General features: G+C 68.5%; 14 protein-coding genes and 1 pseudogene. 6 read left to right on the top strand and 9 right to left on the bottom strand.

All coding sequences use genetic code 11. From position 1 onward, the window contains the following. The first annotated feature begins 68 nt into the window (after nt 1-68). Nucleotides 69-950: an SDR family oxidoreductase gene (locus D187_RS04170; RefSeq protein ID WP_002622373.1), complete on the top strand. Its 882-nt coding sequence runs from the start codon at nt 69-71 to the stop codon at nt 948-950. Here D187_RS04170 and D187_RS04165 read toward each other — a convergent pair. After that, nucleotides 936-2,207: a sensor histidine kinase gene (locus D187_RS04165; RefSeq protein WP_002622374.1), complete on the bottom strand. Its 1,272-nt coding sequence runs from the start codon at nt 2,205-2,207 to the stop codon at nt 936-938. The genes D187_RS04170 and D187_RS04165 overlap by 15 nt on opposite strands. A 143-nt stretch (nt 2,208-2,350) precedes the next feature. Between D187_RS04165 and D187_RS58660 the strand changes: the two genes are divergently transcribed. Continuing rightward, entirely contained in the window at nt 2,351-5,401 is a 3,051-nt protein-coding gene (locus D187_RS58660) for a serine/threonine-protein kinase (RefSeq protein WP_051256208.1), read from the top strand. Here D187_RS58660 and D187_RS04155 read toward each other — a convergent pair. The 3 genes from D187_RS04155 to D187_RS04145 form a co-directional block, all read right to left on the bottom strand. Next, nucleotides 5,390-5,986, bottom strand: a complete 597-nt coding sequence (locus D187_RS04155) for a response regulator transcription factor (RefSeq protein ID WP_002622376.1) — start codon at nt 5,984-5,986, stop codon at nt 5,390-5,392. The two genes, D187_RS58660 and D187_RS04155, sit on opposite strands and share 12 nt — an antisense overlap. A 125-nt stretch (nt 5,987-6,111) precedes the next feature. Continuing rightward, a complete protein-coding gene (locus D187_RS04150) occupies nt 6,112-7,137 on the bottom strand; it encodes a hypothetical protein (protein ID WP_002622377.1) in 1,026 nt (341 codons plus the stop codon). 238 nt (nt 7,138-7,375) lie between these two features. After that, nucleotides 7,376-9,028 (bottom strand): DEAD/DEAH box helicase, encoded by a 1,653-nt coding sequence (locus D187_RS04145; RefSeq protein ID WP_002622378.1) that lies wholly within the window; start codon nt 9,026-9,028, stop codon nt 7,376-7,378. Nucleotides 9,029-9,098: 70 nt separating this feature from the next. Here D187_RS04145 and D187_RS04140 point away from each other — a divergent pair, with 70 nt between their 5' ends. Beyond that, nucleotides 9,099-9,839, top strand: coding sequence for an alpha/beta hydrolase family protein (locus D187_RS04140; RefSeq protein WP_002622379.1), 741 nt, complete (start codon nt 9,099-9,101; stop codon nt 9,837-9,839). A gap of 13 nt (nt 9,840-9,852) precedes the next feature. Here the strand turns inward: D187_RS04140 and D187_RS04135 are convergent, their stop codons facing one another. Next, on the bottom strand, nt 9,853-10,386 hold the full coding sequence (locus tag D187_RS04135) for a DUF1801 domain-containing protein (RefSeq protein ID WP_002622380.1): 534 nt from the start codon (nt 10,384-10,386) through the stop codon (nt 9,853-9,855). Between the two features lie 1,054 nt (nt 10,387-11,440). Next, a pseudogene (locus D187_RS59495) lies at nt 11,441-12,284 on the bottom strand (serine/threonine protein kinase); the annotation flags it as partial. 332 nt (nt 12,285-12,616) lie between these two features. On the opposite strand from D187_RS59495, the gene D187_RS04125 reads away from it, so the two are divergent. After that, nucleotides 12,617-13,378: a hypothetical protein gene (locus D187_RS04125; RefSeq protein ID WP_002622382.1), complete on the top strand. Its 762-nt coding sequence runs from the start codon at nt 12,617-12,619 to the stop codon at nt 13,376-13,378. Between the two features lie 985 nt (nt 13,379-14,363). Here the strand turns inward: D187_RS04125 and D187_RS04120 are convergent. Further along, nucleotides 14,364-14,948, bottom strand: a complete 585-nt coding sequence (locus tag D187_RS04120; protein ID WP_002622383.1) for a hypothetical protein — start codon at nt 14,946-14,948, stop codon at nt 14,364-14,366. Between the two features lie 189 nt (nt 14,949-15,137). On the opposite strand from D187_RS04120, the gene D187_RS04115 reads away from it, so the two are divergent. After that, on the top strand, nt 15,138-15,734 hold the full coding sequence (locus D187_RS04115; protein ID WP_002622384.1) for a dihydrofolate reductase family protein: 597 nt from the start codon (nt 15,138-15,140) through the stop codon (nt 15,732-15,734). A gap of 248 nt (nt 15,735-15,982) precedes the next feature. Here D187_RS04115 and D187_RS04110 read toward each other — a convergent pair whose 3' ends face one another. Continuing rightward, entirely contained in the window at nt 15,983-16,525 is a 543-nt protein-coding gene (locus D187_RS04110; protein ID WP_043428339.1) for a GFA family protein, read from the bottom strand. A gap of 444 nt (nt 16,526-16,969) precedes the next feature. On the opposite strand from D187_RS04110, the gene D187_RS04105 reads away from it, so the two are divergent. Further along, nucleotides 16,970-17,992, top strand: coding sequence for a hypothetical protein (locus D187_RS04105; protein WP_002622386.1), 1,023 nt, complete (start codon nt 16,970-16,972; stop codon nt 17,990-17,992). A 113-nt stretch (nt 17,993-18,105) separates the two neighbouring features. Here the strand turns inward: D187_RS04105 and D187_RS04100 are convergent, their stop codons facing one another. Next, nucleotides 18,106-19,002, bottom strand: a complete 897-nt coding sequence (locus D187_RS04100; RefSeq protein ID WP_020917768.1) for an OmpA family protein — start codon at nt 19,000-19,002, stop codon at nt 18,106-18,108. Nucleotides 19,003-19,062 lie beyond the last annotated feature (60 nt).

Below are 19,062 nucleotides of genomic sequence, written 5' to 3'. Positions count from 1 at the left end.
TATCACATAGCGTGCTATCCACTCACATAGCACGCTATGTATCTGGTCCTCGTCAGGGAGAAACGCTCATGATCCTCGTCACTGGAGCCACCGGACAGCTCGGGTCCGCCGTCGTCCGCCGCCTGCTGGAGCGCACCGCCGGCGCTGACATCGCCGCGCTCGCGCGCGACGAGAGCAAGGCTGGGGACCTCGCGGCGCGCGGCGTCTCGGTCCGGGTTGGCGACTACGACGACACCGCCGCCCTCGACCGGGCGATGGCCGGCGTCGACCGCGTCCTGCTCATCGCGGGCAACACCCCCCAGCGCCGCGTGCAGCAGCACCAGAACGTCATCGACGCGGCCCGGCGCGCCGGTGTCGGGCTGATCGGGTTCGCCAGCCGATCGTTGAGGGACATCCAGGCCTCGGAGAACACGCTCATGCACGACTACTTCGAGACCGAGGACCGCATCCGGTGCAGCGGGCTGCCCCACGTGCTGTTCCGCGACGCTCTGTACCTCGACACCGTTCCGCACTACGTCGGTGGCCCGCGGGTCTTCGAGACCGGCATCCGGCTGCCGGCCGGCGACGGCAAGGTCGCCTACGCCCTGCGCCGCGAGATGGGCGAGGCCCTCGCCAACGCCATGCTCGACCACGAGGGCGCGGACCGCACCTACGTCGTCGCCGCCTCCCGTGGCTACACCTTCGACGACGTGGCGGCCGCCCTCACCGAGGTGTCGGGCAGGACCGTCGACTACACACGAATCTCCGACGAGGAGTACGTCGCGGACGCCGCGCGGGCCGGCCTGCCGGAGCACCTCGCCCGCCGGTTCCTCGGCTTCTTCTCCGACATCCGAAGCAATCAGCTGGACGAGACCAGCTCCGACCTCGAGACGCTGCTCGGGCGCGCGCCCACCCGGCTCCCGGAGGGGTTGCGCGAGCTCTTCGGGCTCTCGCGGTCAAACACCCGCTAACAGGTCAGACGGAAGGGAGCACCGGAACAGGGTGCCGCGACCCGGCCGGGGCTCCGCCTGCAGCCGGCCCTGGTGCACTTCGAGGATGGAGCGACTGATGGACAGGCCCATGCCCAGTCCCGCCGGCTTGGTGGTGAAGAACGGCTCGAAGAGGCGCTCACGCGCCTCCGCGCTCAAGCCCACGCCCGTGTCCTCCACCACCAACTCCACGCGTCCCTCCGTCCGCTGGGTGCGCACCCACACCTGCCGCTCCCCGGGCGGGCACGGGCTCACCGCATCCAGCGCGTTGATGATCAGGTTGAGCACCACCTGCTGGAGCTGAACCCCATCTCCCCTCACGGGCAGCGGCGTGTCCGCCAGTTGCAGCGTGAGGGTGGCTCCCCGAAGCTGCGCATCATTGCCGGCCAGCCGCGCCACCTGGCGGACCAGCGCATTGAAGTCATGGGAGACGAAGGGCCCCTGGTCCTTCTTCAGCAATGCCCGCGTGCGGCGGATGATCTCTCCGGCCCGCTTGTCGTCGGCGATGATGTCATCGAGCATCTCTCGCAGCAGGGAGAGATCGACCGGCGAGCGCTGCAGCAGCCGCCGCGCCGTCTCGGCGTTGGTGAGAATGGCCGACAGGGGCTGGTTCAGCTCATGGGCGATGGAGGCCCCCAGCTCGCCCACCGCGGCGACCCGCTCCATGTGGGCCCGCTCGTCCCGGGCGCGGCGTGTCTCCAGCTCGGCGAGCCTGCGCGGAGTCGCGTCCACCACCGTGACCACGGCGCCGCCGCCCGGCAGCTCCAGCCGCCGGGCGCGCAGCTCGAACCAGGTATCCGCCCGAGGGCCCCGGAACTCCACCATGCCCTCCTCCACCCGACCCGAGAGCACGTCCTCCAGCAGCGTGGCCACCCCCGCCGTCTCGAGCTCTCCCTCGTGCGCCAACTTCTGGAGGGAGCGCAGGAAGGAGTTGCCCGCGAAGAGGAGCCTCTGGGTGGACAACGCGCCCAGCCCCTCGCGCTGGGCCGAGGGGGCGCTGGCCCGAAGCACCGCGCCCTGCCTGTCCAGAATGGCCACCGCGCCCGGGAGCGAATCCAGCACCGCCAGGTTCAGCCGCTGGGCCCCCCTGCGCCTGCGCCGCTCCAGCGACAGCACGACGATGAGCACGGCCTGGAGCACGCCCGCCGCCACCACCGCGAGCAGCACCGTGTTGCCCGGCTCGGCGGCCGCGAGCGGGGTGGCCATCAGCCACGGCATCACAACGCCCAGGGCGCGCATCCCCATTCTCCGTGCAGGCCGCAACCTCCCCTCCTGCGCTCGCTCCCATCATTCCATCCCGTACGCTCCAGGTCGAATTGACAGGCACGCGGAGTTGTGGATGGGCTGTCTTCCATTCGCGGACCAGACGAGGAGCTGCGTGGATGAGTGAGCCCGAGCAGGATGAGCGCACGGCGGCCCCCGGGGAAGCCCGCACGGTCATCAGCCCGCGGCGAGGCCCCGCCCCCTCGGAGGGCGAGCGGCCCACCCCCCCCGTGTCAGGGGGGGAGGGCTTGCACGTGGCTCCCGGGCGCACCCTGGCGGGCCGCTACACCGTGCTGGACGTCTTGGGTCAGGGCGGCATGGGCGTGGTGTTGGCCGCCTATGATGCGAGGCTGGATCGGCGCGTGGCCCTGAAGCTGGTGCACTCGCGCGAGGCGGACCGCGGCGGCGATGGGTTGGCTCAGGTCCGCATGGTGCGTGAGGCGCAGAGCATGGCCCGCCTCAATCACCCCCACGTGGTGGCGGTCTATGACGCGGGGAAGCTCGAGGATGGCTCCGTCTTCATCGCCATGGAATACGTCCAGGGACAGACGTTGCGCAGCTGGTGCCAGCACACCCCGCCCCGGCCCTGGCGCAAGGTGATTGACGCCTATCTGGACGCGGGGCGCGGGCTGGCGGCCGCGCACGCGGCGGGCCTCGTTCACCGCGACTTCAAGCCGGACAATGTCCTGGTCGGCGAGGACGGCCGGGTGCGCGTCACGGACTTTGGTCTGGCACGTGCCGGGTCCGTCCCGGACGACGCCAAGCCGCCTGTCACCGCCCTTCCCAGCTCGGCGATGCAGGCGCCGCTCACCCTGCCGGGCTCCGTGCTGGGAACGCCCGCGTACATGGCTCCGGAGCTGCTCCAAGGCCAGACAGCGAACGTGCGCAGTGACGTGTATGCCTTTTGTGCCTCGCTCCATGAGGCGCTCCATGGGCGGGTCCCATACCCCATGGATTCGATGGCCTCGATCCTCCGGCTCAAGGAGCGCCAGCCACCGGTTCCTCCCGAGGACTCACAGGTACCGGCCTGGGTCTCTCGCGCGGTCTTGCAGGGCCTGCACCCCGACCCGCTGCAGCGACCTGGCTCCTTGGAGCAGGTGTTGCGGCGGCTGGAGGACGATCCCGAAGTGCGGCGCCGCACCTGGCTGCGGATGGGCGGACTGGCCGCGTCGGTGGCGCTGCTCGCGGGGCTGGCGGTCTGGACGTGGGGGCGCCAGCAGGGCCCCGGCTGCGAGAGTCTGGAGCGCCGCCTGGAGGGCGTATGGGACGCGCCGGTGAAGGCCCGCGTCACCCAGGCCCTGGAGGCCACGGGACTGCCGTATGCGAAAGACACCGCGCGGCGCGTGGAGCGGCTGCTGGATGGGTACGCCCAGGCCTGGGTGAAACAGCGGATTGAAGTGTGCCAGGTGGCGGCCGCGCACCCGGCGGAGGCACCGCGCGCCCAGCGCCTGGAGCTCCTGCGGGAGGCCTGCCTGGAGCAGCGGCGCAGCCAGCTCCAGACCTTCACCGGACTGCTGGGGCGCGGGCCGGATCCGGAACTCGTCGACAAGGCGGTGCCGGTGGCGCAGGCGCTGCCGCCGCTGGAGTACTGCGCGGATGCCCAGGCGCTGTTGGCGGCGGTGCCGCCTCCCGAGGATCCCCAGGTGCGCGCGCGGGTGGAGGCGCTGCGGGCGCGGGTGGAGCCGCTGGCGGTGCTGCTCTCGGCGGGAAAGTACAAAGAGGGGCTGGCGCTGAGCGAGCAGCTGCTGCCCCAGGTGGAGCCGGTGGGCCATGCGCCCCTGCTTGCGCGAGCCCTGCTGCTCCGGGCCCAGTTGCAAGAGGGCGCGGGCGACTACAAGGGCAGCGAGAGCACGGCGCTGCGGGCCATCTCCGAGGCGGCCAGGGGCAGGGATGCGGTGCTGGTGGCGCGAGCCTGGAACCTTCGGCTGCTGCTGGTGGGCATCCGCCAGGCCCGCCCCAAGGACGCCGAGTGGCTGGAGCCGATGGTGGAGACGGTGGTGGAGCTGGCGGGAGACGAGGCGACTCGCGCCGACTCGCTCCAGGTGCGCGGTCGGCTGCTGGAGAACGTGGGCCAGTTCAAGCAGGCCCGGGAGCACTATGAGAGCGTCTTGTCCCTTCGAGAGAAGCTCCACGGAAAGAGCCACCTCCAGGTGGCCCTGGCGCTCATGGACCTGGGCAACGTGCTGCGGCGCATGGGCCAGTACGCGCAGGCGAGGGAGCGGCTCGAGCGCGCCCTGGCCATCCAGCGGGACACGGTGGGGCCCACGCACCTGTCGGTAGCCCACACGCTCGCCTCCCTGGGCATCGTGTTCAAGGAGCTGGGCCAGTTCGAGGAGGCCCGGGTCCGGCACGAGCGCGCCCTGGACATCGTGGAGGCGGCCCTGGGCCCCGATCATCTCCAGACGGCCACCCTGCTCAGCCAGCTGGGAAATGTGCTCCTGGAGCAGGGAAGGTACGAGGAGGCCCGGGCCCGGCATGAGAGCGGCCTGGCCATCCTGGAGAAGGCGCTGGGCCCTGAGCACCCCAACGTTTCCAAGGTGCTCGCCAGCCTGGGCATCGATCTGGCGAGCCTGGGCCGGTATGAAGACGCGCGGCTGCGGTTCGAGCGCGCGCTGGCCATTCAGGAGAAGACCTTTGGGCCCGAGCACCCGGATGTGGCGGCCATGCTCACCAACCTGGGGGGAGTGCTCGCGGACCTGGGCCGGAATGAAGAGGCCAAGGCCCGACTGGAGCGCGCGCTGGCGGTGCTGGAGAAGGCGCTGGGTCCGCAGCACCCGATGCTCTCCATCCCGCGCACCCTGCTGGGCCGAGCCCTCACGCGGCTGGGCCGGTATGAGGAGGCGCAGCCGCAGTTGGATCGCGCGCTGGCCCTGCAACAACAGCCGCAAGAGCACGCCGGACTGGCGGAACCGCTCACCGGGCTGGGGTTGCTCCAACTGGCGCGCGGCAAGCCCGCGGCCGCCGTGCCCTTGCTCGAGCGGGCCTTGCGGCTCGCGCCGGAGGAGGCGGCCACGGAGACGCGGTTCGTGTTGGCCCAGGCCCTCTGGGAGTCGAAGCAGGAGCGTCCTCGTGCCCTCGAGCTGGCCACCCGGTCCCAGAAGGACTGGCAACGCCGCGGCAATGCCCCCCGACTGACGGAAGTGTCCCAGTGGTTGGCTTCACGACGGTGAGCCCAGCCGCTCCAGCAGCCGCACCAGCTCGGGCACCGAGTCCACCGCCAGCTTCTCCATGGCTCGGGCGCGCTGCAGGCGCACGGTCTGCTCGGCGGTGCCCAGCTCGGCGGCGATCTGCTTGTTGAGCAGCCCCCGCGCCACCCCCTGGCAGACCTCCCTCTCGCGGGGCGACAGCGTGGAGAAGCGGACCCGCAGCGCCTCGAGTTCCTGCTCGGAGGCGACCGCCGCCCGGTCCCGCGCCAACGCCCGCTCCACCGCTTCCAGCAGTTCCGCCATGCCGACCGGCTTGGGCAGAAAGTCCACGGCACCGGCCTTCATGGCCTTCACCGCCGCCGGCACATCCCCGTGTCCGCTGATGAAGATGATGGGCTGCTTCCACCCCGCGCGCCGCATCTCCTCCTGAAGTTCCAGCCCGTTGAGCTCCGGCATGCGCAGGTCCAGCACCACGCACCCCGGACGCCCTCCGGGTTTTCGCTCCAGTATCTGCCGCGGGTGGTCGAAGCCCTCGATCGCGTACCCTTCCAGCTGGAACATGCGCGAGAGGCTGCGCAGCACCGAGGGATCGTCATCCACGACGAACACCGTGGAACGCTCTTGGCTCGAAAGACCGTGCAACGTGGTGGCCCCCTGGTCGTACCAAATGGCACACGCTACCACGATTGATGAGCCCGGAATGAAGCAGCCTCCCCACGGCCGGGCGGAGGAGGCTAGGCACCGGGCAGCAGGAAGATCCGCACGCGTCCGGAGTTGTCGCCGTAGGGCTTGTCGAGGAAGCGCACCTGCAGCGCGTTGCCGTCCCCACTCACCTCATAGGTGTACTTGTGGTCGGTCGCGTTGAAGGGCGCCGTGCTGGACGGGTGCTTCCACGTCTTGCCCCCGTCCAGGCTGATCTCGATGGAGCCGGTGTTTCTCCGGGGAGAAGGCTCCGGACTCTTCTCCAAACCGGAGCCCTTGGGCCACGCGAAGACGAACTCGGGGTCGATGCCGACCTGCTGATTCGCTCGATTGGGGCTCGGGAACATGGGCGTGGGCTCCGGCTTGCCCGAGTTCGCGCCGGCGGCGGTGAAGCCACCCCACGCACTGAACGTCCCCTGCATCGTGAAGCGATACGGCTTGCCCTTCCCGAGCACCAGCTCGCTGCGGATGGGGGCACCGCTCCGGGAGTCGAGCCACAGCTCCTCGGCGGGCTGCACGGAGATCTGCACGCGCCCGTAGTTGTCACTGTAGGGATTGTCGACGAAGCGCACCTGCAGCGCATTGTCGTCTCCAGCCAGCTCGTAGTTGTACGCGTGATCGGTCGCGTTGAAGGGCGCCGTGCTGGACGGGTGCTTCCACGTCTTCCCACCATCCAAGCTGACCTGGATGCTGCTCGCTCTCGCGGGAGAGGGCTGCGAGCTCTTATCCAGGCTGGAGCCCGCGGGCCACGCGAAGACGAACTCGGGGTCGATCCCCACCTGCTTGTTCGCGCCCTTCGGGCTCGGGAACAATGGCGTGGGCTCCGGCTTGCCTGACTTCGAGCCGGTGTTGGCGAGGGTCTTCCACGTGTTGTAGGTCCCCTTCATCGTGAGGAGATACGGCGTGCCCCGCTTGAGCACCGCCGTGCCGCGGATGGGGGTGCCGCTCTGGGACTCGAGCCAGAGTTCTTCCTTCTGCGCCCACGCGGGGGCCGCCGCCAGCAGCAACATGCCGGTGCAAAGCGTGAGGGAATTCGCAAGACGTCTCATGTTCTTCATGGTCCTCTCCATGGGGGGTCCATCGTTTCTTGGAGGTTGTCTTCCACCAGAACGCGGCCGGATACGGTGCGCGGCTTCTCGGGGCGGGGGCTCAGCAACAACCATGCCTCTCATTGGCAGAGGAGAGGCATGGTCCCCATGGATGGCTTTGACGTGTCAGCCAGCACCGCCGATGCGTCAAGCCATCCTTTGACGTGTCAGCCCATGTCCCTTGACGTGCCCGAAGAATCAACTTCGGCTACCGGCGCCCCCGTCCCCCGCCGCCCCGTCCTCGAGAAGGCGCACCCGACCCACGCGCGGGTCCTCCCTTGCGCCCACCCGACCGGCCACCCGGGCGAGCCGCGCTGGCACCGCGGGGACCACTCCGTCCCGGGCCCCCCGCGGCCCGAGGTGCCTTGCCCCCCGCCTTCGCCGCGCCACGAGGCGCCGCGCTCCGGCCGAAGCCGCGCTCGCGCGACTCCTCCCGGCCCTTGGCGCGGCCCGTGCTCCGGCCTTCGCCGCGCTCGCGCGACTCTTCCCGGCCCTTGGCACGGCCCGTGCCCCGAGAAGCCCCTCCGCCCCGGCCCGGGGCCTCCCGGCGGCTGGACTCCCCTCCCCTTCGCTCCGAGCGCTCGCGCGGATGGCTCGAGCCTCGTGCCTCGCTCCCGGCCCCCTTCGCACGGGCGGGACGGGCCGGCGCCTTCTCGGCCGCACGGGGGCGCGGGGCGTCCAGCGCGTCCAGCAACTCGTCGTCCCCCTTCCGGGCCCGGAACGCCTCCAGCGCCTCGAGGTAGACCGCATCCTTCCGGGGCACCTCGGTGCGCGGCAGGCTCATGCGGGTGATGCGCTCGATGGCGATCATCGTCTCCGCGTCCCGCTCGGTGACGAAGGTCGAGGCCCGCCCACTCGCGCCCGCTCGCGCCGTGCGGCCGATGCGGTGCACGTAGTCCTCGGGCGAGTGCGGCAGATCGAAGTTGATGACGTGGCCGATGTCCTCCACGTCCAGCCCGCGCGAGGCGATGTCCGTGGCCACCAGGCACCGGTACTGCCCCTTGCGGAAGCCCTCGAGCGCCTGACGGCGCTGTCCCTGGGTGCGATCGGAATGGATGAGGGCGGCCTTGTGGCCCGCCTCCTTGAGGTAGCCCTGTACCTTCTCGGCGCGCTCGCGGGTGCGGGTGAAGACGATGGCGCTGAGCTGATCCCTCGCGAGCAACGTGAGCAGGAGGGGGTACTTCTCCTCGGACTTCACGTCGTACAGCCGCTGCACGGCGCGCGCGGCGGGCGTGCCGCTCGGCGTGACTTCCACCCGGACGGGCTTGCGCAGCACCTCCTGGGCGAAGCGCGTCACGTTGTGGCCCAGGGTGGCGGAGAACAGGAGCGTCTGGCGCTCGCGGGGCAGCGCGGCGAGGATCTTCTCCAACTCGGGCATGAAGCCCATCTCCAGCATGCGGTCCGCCTCGTCCAGCACGAGCATGCGCACCGTGGAGAGGTTCACCACGCCCGCCTGGAGCAGGTCGGCCAGCCGGCCCGGGGTGGCGAGCACCAGGGAGGGGTTCTGACGGAGCGCCTCGACCTGGGCCGTCGCGTCCGTGCCGCCGATGACGACCGCCTGGGCGAGGCCCCGGGGCTGGCCGAAGAAGGTGGCCTCGTCGGCGATCTGCTGGACGAGCTCCCGCGTGGGGGCGAGCACCACTCCGGCCGGGCCGGGCGCCCCGGCCAGCCGCTCGACGAGGGGCAGCAGGTAGGCGGCGGTCTTGCCGGTGCCGGTAGCGGCGCAGCCGATGACGTCCCGTCCGGCGAGCGCCGGAGGGATGGCCTGGGCCTGGATGGGAGTGGGCGAGGCGAAGCGGGCACGCCGCACCGCATCGAGCGATTCATCGGAGAGGCCGAGGGTCTTGAAGGAAGAGCTCACCCGGACGGGCTATCACACCCGGGCGCCAGGGGCGATGCATGCCTCGCGGCTCCCCCCTTAGACTCGCCACATGCCCGACGAATACCGCTTCCAGGTGGATGGCCGCATTCCCGTACTCAAGCTGCACGTCGAACCCCGGCCCGCTCCGGCCGTCCTCGTCCTGCACGGGCTGGGCGCCAACGCGGATATCCAGCGGGGGGAGCTGAACCTGCTCGCCCACCGGGGCTTCAGCGCGGTGGGGGTGGACGCCCCGCACCACGGGGCCCGGCGCGACGCGTGGTTGGATGAAATGGAGCAGCTCGGCCCTGGCGAGTCCCATGCGCGCCTGCTGCATGCCATCCGCGAGGCCGCCCGGGATGTGTCCCGCGTCATCGACCACGTGGTGTACGAGGGCCATGGCCCCATCGGGCTCGTGGGCATCTCGTTCGGGGCGTACACCGCGCTGGCCGTGGCCATGGAGGACTCGCGGGTCCAGGCCACGGTGTCCCTGCTCGGCTCGCCGGACTGGACGCCCCGGGAGGGACCCGTCACCGAGGAGATTGGCGAGTTGATGCGCCACGCGCCCGTCCACCGTCCGTGGGACTGCGCGCGCAATCCCCTGCTGATGGTGAACGCGGGCCGGGATGGCGTCGTCCCGCCGCACCAGGCGCGCGACTTCGCCCACACGCTCTGGCAGGGACTGCCTGGCTGGGGCTCCCACGTCGAGTACTTCGAGTACCCGGAGTCGGACCACATGATGAGACAGCAGGATTGGGAGGACAGCTGGGAGCGGACGCTGGGCTTCCTCCAGCGCTATCTCCATCGGGGGTGAGTCGTCATGACGCTCACTTCGCGCGCTTCTTCGCCGCCGGCTTCCGCTTCGCCGCCGGCTTGCCCTTCGCGGCGGCGGGTGCCTTCTTCTTCTCCGGAGGCGGGATCACGGACGTGTAGTGCGCGATGTACTTCTTCGCGGGCATGCGGCGAATGGCCTCGCCAATCACGTCGAGCGCCACGTCCTCGAGCTTCTTGAAGCGCACGCACGACTTGCCCATGTCGAGCTTCTTGCCCGTCTTCGCCCACGCCTCGCGAAACCACTGCTCCTGCTCTGGCTGGCCGTAGACACACATCAAATAGACGGCCATGTGGTTCTTCTGGGAGGCCAGTGACGCGAACGGCAGCGGCTGCTTCGGATCGACGTGGTAGCCCGCCGGGAACACCGTGTGCGGGACGTAATAACCAATCATCCCGTACTGCATGCCCTCCTCGTAGCCCCCATCGAGGTTCTTCCGGATGACGTCGCGCACGGCGGAGAGCGCCACGCGGCGCTCCTCGGGAAGCGAGGCGAGGTACTGGTCGACGGTGGTGTCCTTGCTCTGCATGGGCGGTGGGGTCAGCGCGGGGCGTTGTAGTTGAACATGAACGGGTTGTCGCCCGGCTTGACCACGAACTCGCGCGTCACCGGCGCACCCTGCTTGTCATTGATGAGCTTGATGACATGGCGGCCCTCATAGACCTCCACGGGAGGCAGGGGCGTATCCCCCAGGGTCTTGCCGTCGAGCACCACGGTGGCATAGGGCAGCACGAGGAATGACAGGCGACCCTTGCCAATGGTGAACCGCAGCACGCCATTGTCGCCGGGCTTGAGTTCGAAGGTCTGCTTCTTGGAGAAGCCCTGCTGCTTGTCGAACACCTCCACGCTCACCCGGCCCGGCGTGAGGCCCTTCACGTCCGCGGGGGTAGACCCGAAGGGCTTGCCTCCCACCCGCACCGAGCCGGGGAGGTTGGACTCGACCCGGAAGGAGGCGGGAAGGGGCGCGGGGGAGACTGGCGGCTCGGGAGCCGGCGGATGGGGCTCGAGGGCCGGGGGTGGCTGGGCCTCGGCGGAGGCGGACGCCTTCTTCTTCGGGTCCGGGTCAGGCGGGGACGGGACGGGCACGGGAGGAGTGGACGAAGGATTCGCCCCGGCCTCGGGCCTGGTCGGGTTCTCGGGACGAGGGCTCGCGGACTCCACCTGGGCCACGGAAGCAACGGGGGCCGGAGCCGACCGGGTCACCCGCCAGAAACCATACCCCGCCGACGCCAGGGCCAGCACCGACACACCCAGGACCACCCTCCCCGTCCAGCGGGAGGGAGAACCGCCTGGAGGCCGGGACTGGGCCGGATCGGTCCGGGTGGTATCGCCCACGGTGAGGGGCTCCTCCACGAGCGTGGGGACCTTCGCTGGCGATCCGGTGTCGCTCCCCTGCCGCGTGCGCTCACGGGACGAGGAGGAAACCCGGGTGCTCGCGGGCGCCGCGAGCGAGGGCGCGGAAGGAGTCTCCAGCAGCAGCTTCGCGTTGGGCGTCTTGTTGGCCTCGGCCGCTCCGGGCGAGGACAAGCGCGCGACCCAGCGGGAGATGTCGACGGGTCCCACGGGCTCGTCCACGGTGCGCAGGTAGCGCTCCAGGTCCATCTGCAGCTCGCGGCAGTTCGCGTAGCGCGCGTCCCGCTCCTTGGCGAGGGTCCGCTCGAGGATCTGTTGCACGCGCGGGGGAACATCCTCCCGGTAGCGCGTCACGGGAACGGGCTCCTCGTGGAGGATGGCCAGCATCATTCCCGTCTCGTTCTCGGCCGCGAAGGGCCTGCGCCCGCTGAGCAACTCGTAGAGCACCACGCCCAGCGCGAAGATATCGGTGCGCGCATCCAGCGACTTGCCCTGGAGCTGCTCGGGCGGCATGTAGGCCACCTTGCCCTTGACGATGCCCGTCTGCGTGCGGTGCATCTGATTGGCCGCCTTGGCGATGCCGAAGTCCGCCAGCTTCACCGCCCCATGGGTGGACACGAGGATGTTGTCGGGGCTGATGTCCCGGTGGACCAGGCGCAGCGGCGTCCCCGTGTCGGGCTCCACGAACTCGTGAGCGTAGGCGAGCCCCTCGCAGGCCGCGGAGACGATCTTCGCGCACAACGCGACGGGCAGCCGCTCTCCGGCCGCGAGCACCCGCTTGAGGAGCACGCGCAGGTTGAGCCCGTCGATGTACTCCATGGCGAGGAAGTACGAGCCATCGGCCTCGCCGAAGTCGAAGATCTGCACGATGTTGGGGTGGTCCAGCCGCGCGACGAGCCGGGCCTCGGCGAAGAACATCTCGATGAACGACTCGTCCTCGGCCAGATGGGGGAGGATGCGCTTGACCACGAGCTTCTTCTCGAAGCCCATGGGGCCCGCCGCCTTGGCGAGGTACACCTCCGCCATGCCGCCAGAGGCCAGTTTGCCCATCAACTGGTACCTGCCCAGGTTCATTCGGACAGACCACTCCTTCCATGCACCACGAGCGGGGGACTCCTCGGACCTTAGTTAGCAGAGGCCGGGCAGGGAGTCACCCACGTCCACACACTGTCGGGAAGATGGCGGGAACACCCGGACTCGCCCCGCCACGGGCCGCCAGACCAGGGCAGTGTTCGCCACAGGAATAGATGATTGTGCTGTTTTCGAAACCACGCGGGGTGATGGACTGTACTCCGGCATGGGGATATGGGCTCACTGACAACCACTTAAAGGCCCGTGCAGGGGGGGCCTGCCCCAACGACATGAACAGCCATTCTCGAGGTCCAGGAAACAGGAGCAAGGCAGCGGTGTGTGGAGTGTTGCTCGTCCTGAGCGCCCCCTGGAGCGCGTCCTGGGCCGCGGCCAAGGAGCGCGACAACCCCTATATCGCCAAGGCCACGCAACTGCGGGAGAAGTTCAAATACAACGACGCCCTGCAGATGCTCGAGAAGGCGGCGAAGTGGCCCTCCAATACACCCGAGCAGGTGGTCACCATCTCCCTGTTGGAGGGCGTGCTGCGCTACGAGACGGCGCAGCGGCCCGAGCTGGCGGAACAGTGCTTCGAGCGCGCGTTGACCCTCTCCCCGGATGCGCAGATTCCCCTGGATGTCTCGCCCAAGATCACCGACCAGTTGGAGAAGGTCCGCACCCGGGTGAAGGCCTCCCTGGCCGCGAAGTCTCCTCCCCCTCCGGACAAGCCCGCGGAGGTGCTCATGCTCAGCGGCTCCTCGCAACCCACCCTGGGTGATCGTCTTTCGCCCTACCGGGTGCCGGTGGCCATCGCGGGAGGGGGCGTCGCCGTCGTGGGCGTGCTGTCCTGGGTCCGGGCGAAGTCCCTGGAGCAGCAGCTCCGCCAGGGGGATGCCTCCATCACCACGCGGGAACAGTTGAACGCCACCGTGGGCCAGGGCAGGGCCTTCGAGACCGCCGGGTGGATCCTCGTGGGAGCCGGAGCGGCGGCGAGCATTGGCAGCCTCCTGTTCCTCCGGCCATCCGCGGCGACGCCCGCCCTCAGCGCGGTTCCGACGGATGGCGGGGCCCATGTCTCCCTTTCCTGGAGCACACCATGAAGCAACCGAGGACCTGGGTGTTGCGCTTGCTGCCCGTGCTGTTCGTGGTGGCCTGTATCCCCTTCGACGTCGAAGAGGACTTCTGCGAGAACGCGAGTACGGCGCAACAGGAGGCCATCTGTGGCAGGACCTCCGAATCCCCCAGTTCCTCGGACGGAGGAGACACCTCGTCCTGTAACGCATCCACCCGATGCACCACGCCGCCCAGTTCGTGCCACGAACCGCTGGGAGAATGCGTCGCGGGCACGTGCACGTATCCGCTGAAGCAGACCGGTGCGGCCTGCGAGGATGGCCAGTTGTGCACCGTCAACGACACCTGTGACGGGGCGGGCAAGTGCATCGGCGGCTCGCCATTCGTCTGCGACGCCCCTCCCACCCAATGCCATGAGGCCGCTGGGACCTGCGTCAACAACACCTGTACCTACAAGCTCAAGACCGTGGGCGCGTCTTGCAACGATGGGAATCCCTGCACCGAAACCGATCAATGCAACAGCGCGGGCATCTGCGCTGGGAAGACCAAGGCGTGCAACTCACCGCCAACGTGCTATCAACAAGCGAGTGGCACCTGCAATGTCAATTCTGGGGCGTGTGAGTACGTGCCCCAATCGGCTGGAACCGCTTGTGAGACGGGCAATCTGTGCACGGAAGACACCTGCGACGGCAAAGGCACATGCTCCGGCGGCACTGCAACCGATTGCCCGGACCTATTCGAAGAATGCATGATTAGCGAGGGATGTGATCCTCGGGGTGGTTGCATCTACCGCAACCGGTGCCAATCTGGTTACGTCTGCCAAAACGGTGCTTGTTGCGCCAACTCCAGGACCGTTGGCGGTTCCAACCTCATGACGCCCCACACCCTCCCCGTCTGCATGGAGGAGCTACAGCCCAGATGACAAGAGAAGGAGTGAGCTGACTTCTCCCGTGGAAGCAGCTCACGGCGAGGCACGCGGGACGCCACTTGCAGCAGCAGTTGCAGGTCGGTTGGTCACACGATGATCCGCCGCTCGGACAGCGGCGGCATCGTCCCCAGGCCCAGTTCGTCGGTGTGGCAGTAGGCCAGATAGATGAGGGAGAGCGGCAGCGTGACGAGGCACGCCAGGAACGTCACTCCCGCCACGGCCGACAGCACCACCAGGACGAGGAAGTTGATGAAGTACGAGGCCCAGTCCTTGCGGCGCTGGAAGATGCGGCCGCTCTCGGCGAGGGACTCCAGGACCGGACGTCCCTCGGCGGCGAGCAGGGGCGCATGGAACCAGAAGAGCGTCAGGAGCACACCCGGCACCACGAAGAGCATGAAGCCCAGGGTGATGGGGATACCCATGGCCAGGGTGAGGCCCCAGCTCTTGAGGAAGTTGCCCGGCCGGTCATAGGCCGCCTGCCAGCGCATGGGGCGTCCCGTCCGCACACACTCGAGGGTCTCCTGAAGCAGGTTGAAGGCGAACCACGGCCCCGGAATGACGACGAGGAAGCCGGCCAGGACCACGAGGCTGCCCAGGAGCAAAGCGGTGGCGTTGCCCACGAAGAAGTCCCAGGTGCGCTTGAAGCGCCGATCAATCTGCAGGTCCAGCATGGTGCGAATCCTCCATTCGGAGCACGATGCTCCTGTCCTCCAGCAGTACGCAGGACGGAGGAATCCATTGTCACGCCCAGGGGCAAGGGGCCCAGCGGGCCCTCGCGGGGCTGGCGGTCCAGTAAGCTGCACGAGCCGGTCTCCCCCCCCACCCTTCATCCCGGAGTCCTGGACCCCGGTGGAGTTCTCATGCAGGCCCAGATGCGCAAGCTCAAGTACCACGTGGCCATGACCCTCGACGGCTTCATCGCCCGCGAGGATGACTCGACCGATTTCTTCCCCCACCTCTCCCCCCCCGACCACGTCATGGACTACCTCGATGACCTGGCCTCGACGTACGACACCGTGGTGATGGGGCGAAGCACCTACGAGTTCGGTCTGAAGGTGGGCGTCACGGACCCGTACCCGTCCATGGAGACCCATGTCTGCTCGCGCTCCATGAAGGAGAGTCCCTCCCCCCGTGTGAACCTCGTCCGGGATGACGTCGTCGGCTTCGTGAGGGAACTCAAATCGCGTCCGGGCCAGCAGAAGGACATGAGCCGCATCGTGCGCGCCGCCCAACTGCGCGTCAGCAAGGACATCTACCTGTGCGGCGGAGGGGTTCTGGCGAAGACCCTCTTCGACGCGGGCCTCATCGACGAGGTCCTCATCAAGGTCAACCCGGTGATGATTGGCTCGGGCAAGGCCGTCGCCCCGCGGCTCTCCCAGCTCGTCGGGCTCGAGTTGCTCGGCACCCGCACGTACCTGAGTGGCGTGGTGCTACTGCACTACGCCGTCAAGCGCTGAGTGCCCACCCAGGAGCGACAGGGAGCCATGGGTTCCAATCAGCAAGGATCCGGCGCCGCGCGAGCGGGGCCAGACGCCCGGGGGAACCGAGGCCCACTGCGTCTGACGGCGGCGGGAGTCTTGGGGCCACCAGTTCATTCTCGGCTGTCCCTTCCGCCCCCTTCCCATCCAAGGCGAAGCACAGCACTCCTGACGGCGTGGGCTCGGGCCGTTGATTTTCTCAGTCGCCAGCTCGGCGTTGGCACCGCTCATGCCGCGCTCTTCGTGCCGTCGATGCCGCGCGGAGTGCGCAGTCCCATCGCGAACCACGCCGCGAACAGCCGCCACATGAATGCCACCGAATGCGTGGCATAGGCAGGCACGTTTCCGTCCAGGGGCGCGCCATCGGGGCGGTCCCGGGTCATCACCCGCATCTCCACCGGCGGCGCACCGGGGATGCGGTTCCGGTACAGGCTCAGCCAATGGCCTTTGTTGAATTCGAGGAACATCGCCGAGTTGCAGCAGGTGGCCACCACCCGCCGCGTCGGCGAATCGGGCTTGAGGCGATATTCCTTGAGCTGCTCCCCACCCCTCGTGCAGCGCACGCGGTCCTTGCGATGGAGCACGAAGCTGGTGCCGCCATCGGCATCGAGCACCGGTGCCGAGCCGGGAAGCGCCTCGATCCGCCGGCCCGCTTCGCGGCAGCTCGCACAATCACACACCGTGGTCAGGATCGGCGCCCCCACCGCCTCGAATACCACCTGGCCGCATGCGCACGCGACGAGGTGGGACCTACCCGAATCAACGCTCATATCGCCTCATCCTCGAGTCAAACCAGACCGTCCAGGTACTACACTCCCGCCCAGAAACCGCCACTCCAGAGAGGGAGAGCCAAGCGCACCTCTGTCCAAGTGCTCCAGAATAGCGCACACTCCGCTGGATGCGGTCACGTCCGCCAACACCCGGCGCCTGCCTCCACACCTCCAGCACGCGAACACGTCCAGCGCGTTCGTCCGGCGTCGCAGCCCGGCCTGGTCCCATGGGGGGATGCGCTCCTCTCCTCCGGCTCCGGCCTCGCCCCTGCTTGGGGAGCCGTCAGCCGCTGAGCGCCATGGGCGGGTGGTACTCGCCCAGGCGCGTACGCATCTTCCTGGAGGTCAACCCCGGGGGCGAATGGGGCGTGCTCGAACACGAGCTCGGCCTGCCCAGCCCCGTGGCCCTGGCCCGAGCGCTTCTACCGCAGAGAAGGAGAAACAGTGTCCATCTATCGAAGAAGACTGGCCGTGCTCTCAAGCCTCGCGCTGTTCGCGGTATTCGCCGCGCTCCAGCCCGCGGACGCGGACGCCATGATCTCGGGACAGCCGACGGATCGGGTGTTGCGGGTGTACAGCAACAACATCGAGAACCTGGTCCTGAACAACGCCGACGGGACCTGCACCCGGGTCTCGGGTACGGACCACCTGAGGTCGATACTCGTCGACGACGCTGGGCAGACCGGTACCTCCGCAGTGGTCGCCCCCGATCTGCTCATCGTGCAGCAGGTCCGCGGTATCGGGCAGGCACAGGCCTACGCCGACCAGCTCTCCGCCATGTTCGGGCTGCCGGTGGGGACGTACAAGGCGCTCGTTGCCTGGGACGACCCCGAGCCCTGGGGAGGCAGCCACAAGTGCAGTGATCAGTCCTTGGGCGACCTGAAGAAGAAGCAGACCAACGGAATCATCTACAACACCGGGCGGTTGAGCCTGGCCACCGGCGACATCTCGGCCTACTGGAGCGCCGGGTGGCTCAAGCCAGGAACGGCGTACAACGGGGGGGCTGGATGTACCCTGTACAAGCCGCCGAACAGCGATTCCGGGACCACCTATCAGTACAAGTGGAAGCGCACCAGCGCCATCGCCGCGCGCTTCACCATCAAGGCGACCGGTACCACGGTGTTCGCGGCGACCCTGCACCTTCCGGAGGAAAACTCGGCGAACGCGTGCGCGGGTAATGGGGACACCGGCATCAACGGTACCGGTATCCACCTCGGAGCGGACGCGTCCAGCTTGATGAACGCATCGACGATCCGCATCGTGGGCATCGACGCGAACCGCAGGAACATCCCCTCGACCACGCTCAGCGGTCAGGGCATGACCGGCTACGGTACGGCCGCCACGCACGGGGCAGCGAAGATCGACTACCTGTTCGTCCAAGGGGCCGTGCAACCGTCGCCGATCGACTACACGGTGAGCAGTACAAAGTCGAACCACCGCGCGCTGTACGCCTTCATCGGCTTCTAGCGGGCAGAGAAGAGATTGTCTTCACCCTCACCTCCCCGCGTCCCGCCGCGACGAAAGTGCTGCTCACGGCAGGAAACAAGGTTGGCGTCAGCGCCGCGCCTTCTTCCGTGCCGCTACTTCTTCTTCGCGGCGGGTTTGGTGCCGGAGGCCGGCTTCACCACGGGAGCCGGAGTCGGCGCCGGGGCCTTCTTCACCGAGGCAGCCACCACCGCGGACGGAGCCTGCTCGGCCGGCGCGAGAACGATCTCGATGCGCCGGTTCAGGCTCCGCCCATCCGCCGTCTGGTTGGAGGCAATGGGCTGGTACTCGCCATAGCCCAGCGCGGAGAGCATCGTGGGCGGCACGCCCTGCTCCTGCAGCAGCTTCACGACCACGAGCGCGCGCGTGGTGGACAGCTCCCAGTTCGAGTCGAACTCCGTCTTCGCGTCCGTCGGCACCGGAACGTTGTCCGTGTGGCCCTCGACCCGGATGATCTTCCCCTGCACGTCCTTGAGTGCCTGCGCCACCTTCGCCAGCGCATCCTGGCCCTCCTTGTTGAGCTTCGTGCTGCCGGAGGAGAAGAGGATCTTGTCCTTCATCTTCACCACCATCCGGCCCTTCAGCTCGGACAGCTCGATCTTCCCGGTCTTGATCTCCTCCTTGAGGCTCTTGGCGAGGTTCTCGTACTCGCTGGACTTCTTCTCGAGCGCCTCCTTCGCCGCGGCGAGCTTCTCGGTACTGCGGGACAGTTCCTGGTTGAGATCCGACAGCTCGTCCACGCGCTTGCGCAACGCGCGGCGCTCGGCGTCACTGCTGGAGAGCGAGGACTCCAGCTCCGCGTTCTCCTTCTGGGTCTTGTCGGCCGCAGTGCGGCTCTCGCCAAGCTGCTGCTCCAGGGCCTTCAGCTGCTCCTGTTGCTCGTCGTACTGCTGCTTGAGGGTGAGCGCCTCCTTCGACTTCGAGTCGAACGCCTTCTGCGAGACGCACCCGACCAACGGAACCAGCAGGACGACACACCAATGCATGCGCATTCGAGGCTCCTTGGATTGAAGAAGTGCTCTTATACCTCCGGGCCCAGCCAAGCGGGAGGG

Origin of the sequence: Cystobacter fuscus DSM 2262 (assembly GCF_000335475.2) — a bacterium.
Taxonomy (GTDB): Bacteria; Myxococcota; Myxococcia; order Myxococcales; family Myxococcaceae; genus Cystobacter; species Cystobacter fuscus.
The sequence above is the reverse complement of the archived record's forward strand: the minus strand, read 5'-3'. Positions and strand labels throughout refer to the sequence as shown.

Bases quoted from the DNA above. Each gene is read 5' to 3' on its own strand.
- D187_RS04120 (WP_002622383.1), bottom strand. From the start codon at position 14,948: ATGCTGGACCTGCAGATTGATCGGCGCTTCAAGCGCACCTGGGACTTC.
- D187_RS58660 (WP_051256208.1), top strand. From the start codon at position 2,351: ATGAGTGAGCCCGAGCAGGATGAGCGCACGGCGGCCCCCGGGGAAGCC.
- D187_RS04170 (WP_002622373.1), top strand. From the start codon at position 69: ATGATCCTCGTCACTGGAGCCACCGGACAGCTCGGGTCCGCCGTCGTC.
- D187_RS04140 (WP_002622379.1), top strand. From the start codon at position 9,099: ATGCCCGACGAATACCGCTTCCAGGTGGATGGCCGCATTCCCGTACTC.
- D187_RS04165 (WP_002622374.1), bottom strand. From the start codon at position 2,207: ATGCGCGCCCTGGGCGTTGTGATGCCGTGGCTGATGGCCACCCCGCTC.
- D187_RS04110 (WP_043428339.1), bottom strand. From the start codon at position 16,525: ATGAGCGTTGATTCGGGTAGGTCCCACCTCGTCGCGTGCGCATGCGGC.
- D187_RS04135 (WP_002622380.1), bottom strand. From the start codon at position 10,386: ATGCAGAGCAAGGACACCACCGTCGACCAGTACCTCGCCTCGCTTCCC.
- D187_RS04150 (WP_002622377.1), bottom strand. From the start codon at position 7,137: ATGAAGAACATGAGACGTCTTGCGAATTCCCTCACGCTTTGCACCGGC.
- D187_RS04115 (WP_002622384.1), top strand. From the start codon at position 15,138: ATGCAGGCCCAGATGCGCAAGCTCAAGTACCACGTGGCCATGACCCTC.
- D187_RS04100 (WP_020917768.1), bottom strand. From the start codon at position 19,002: ATGCGCATGCATTGGTGTGTCGTCCTGCTGGTTCCGTTGGTCGGGTGC.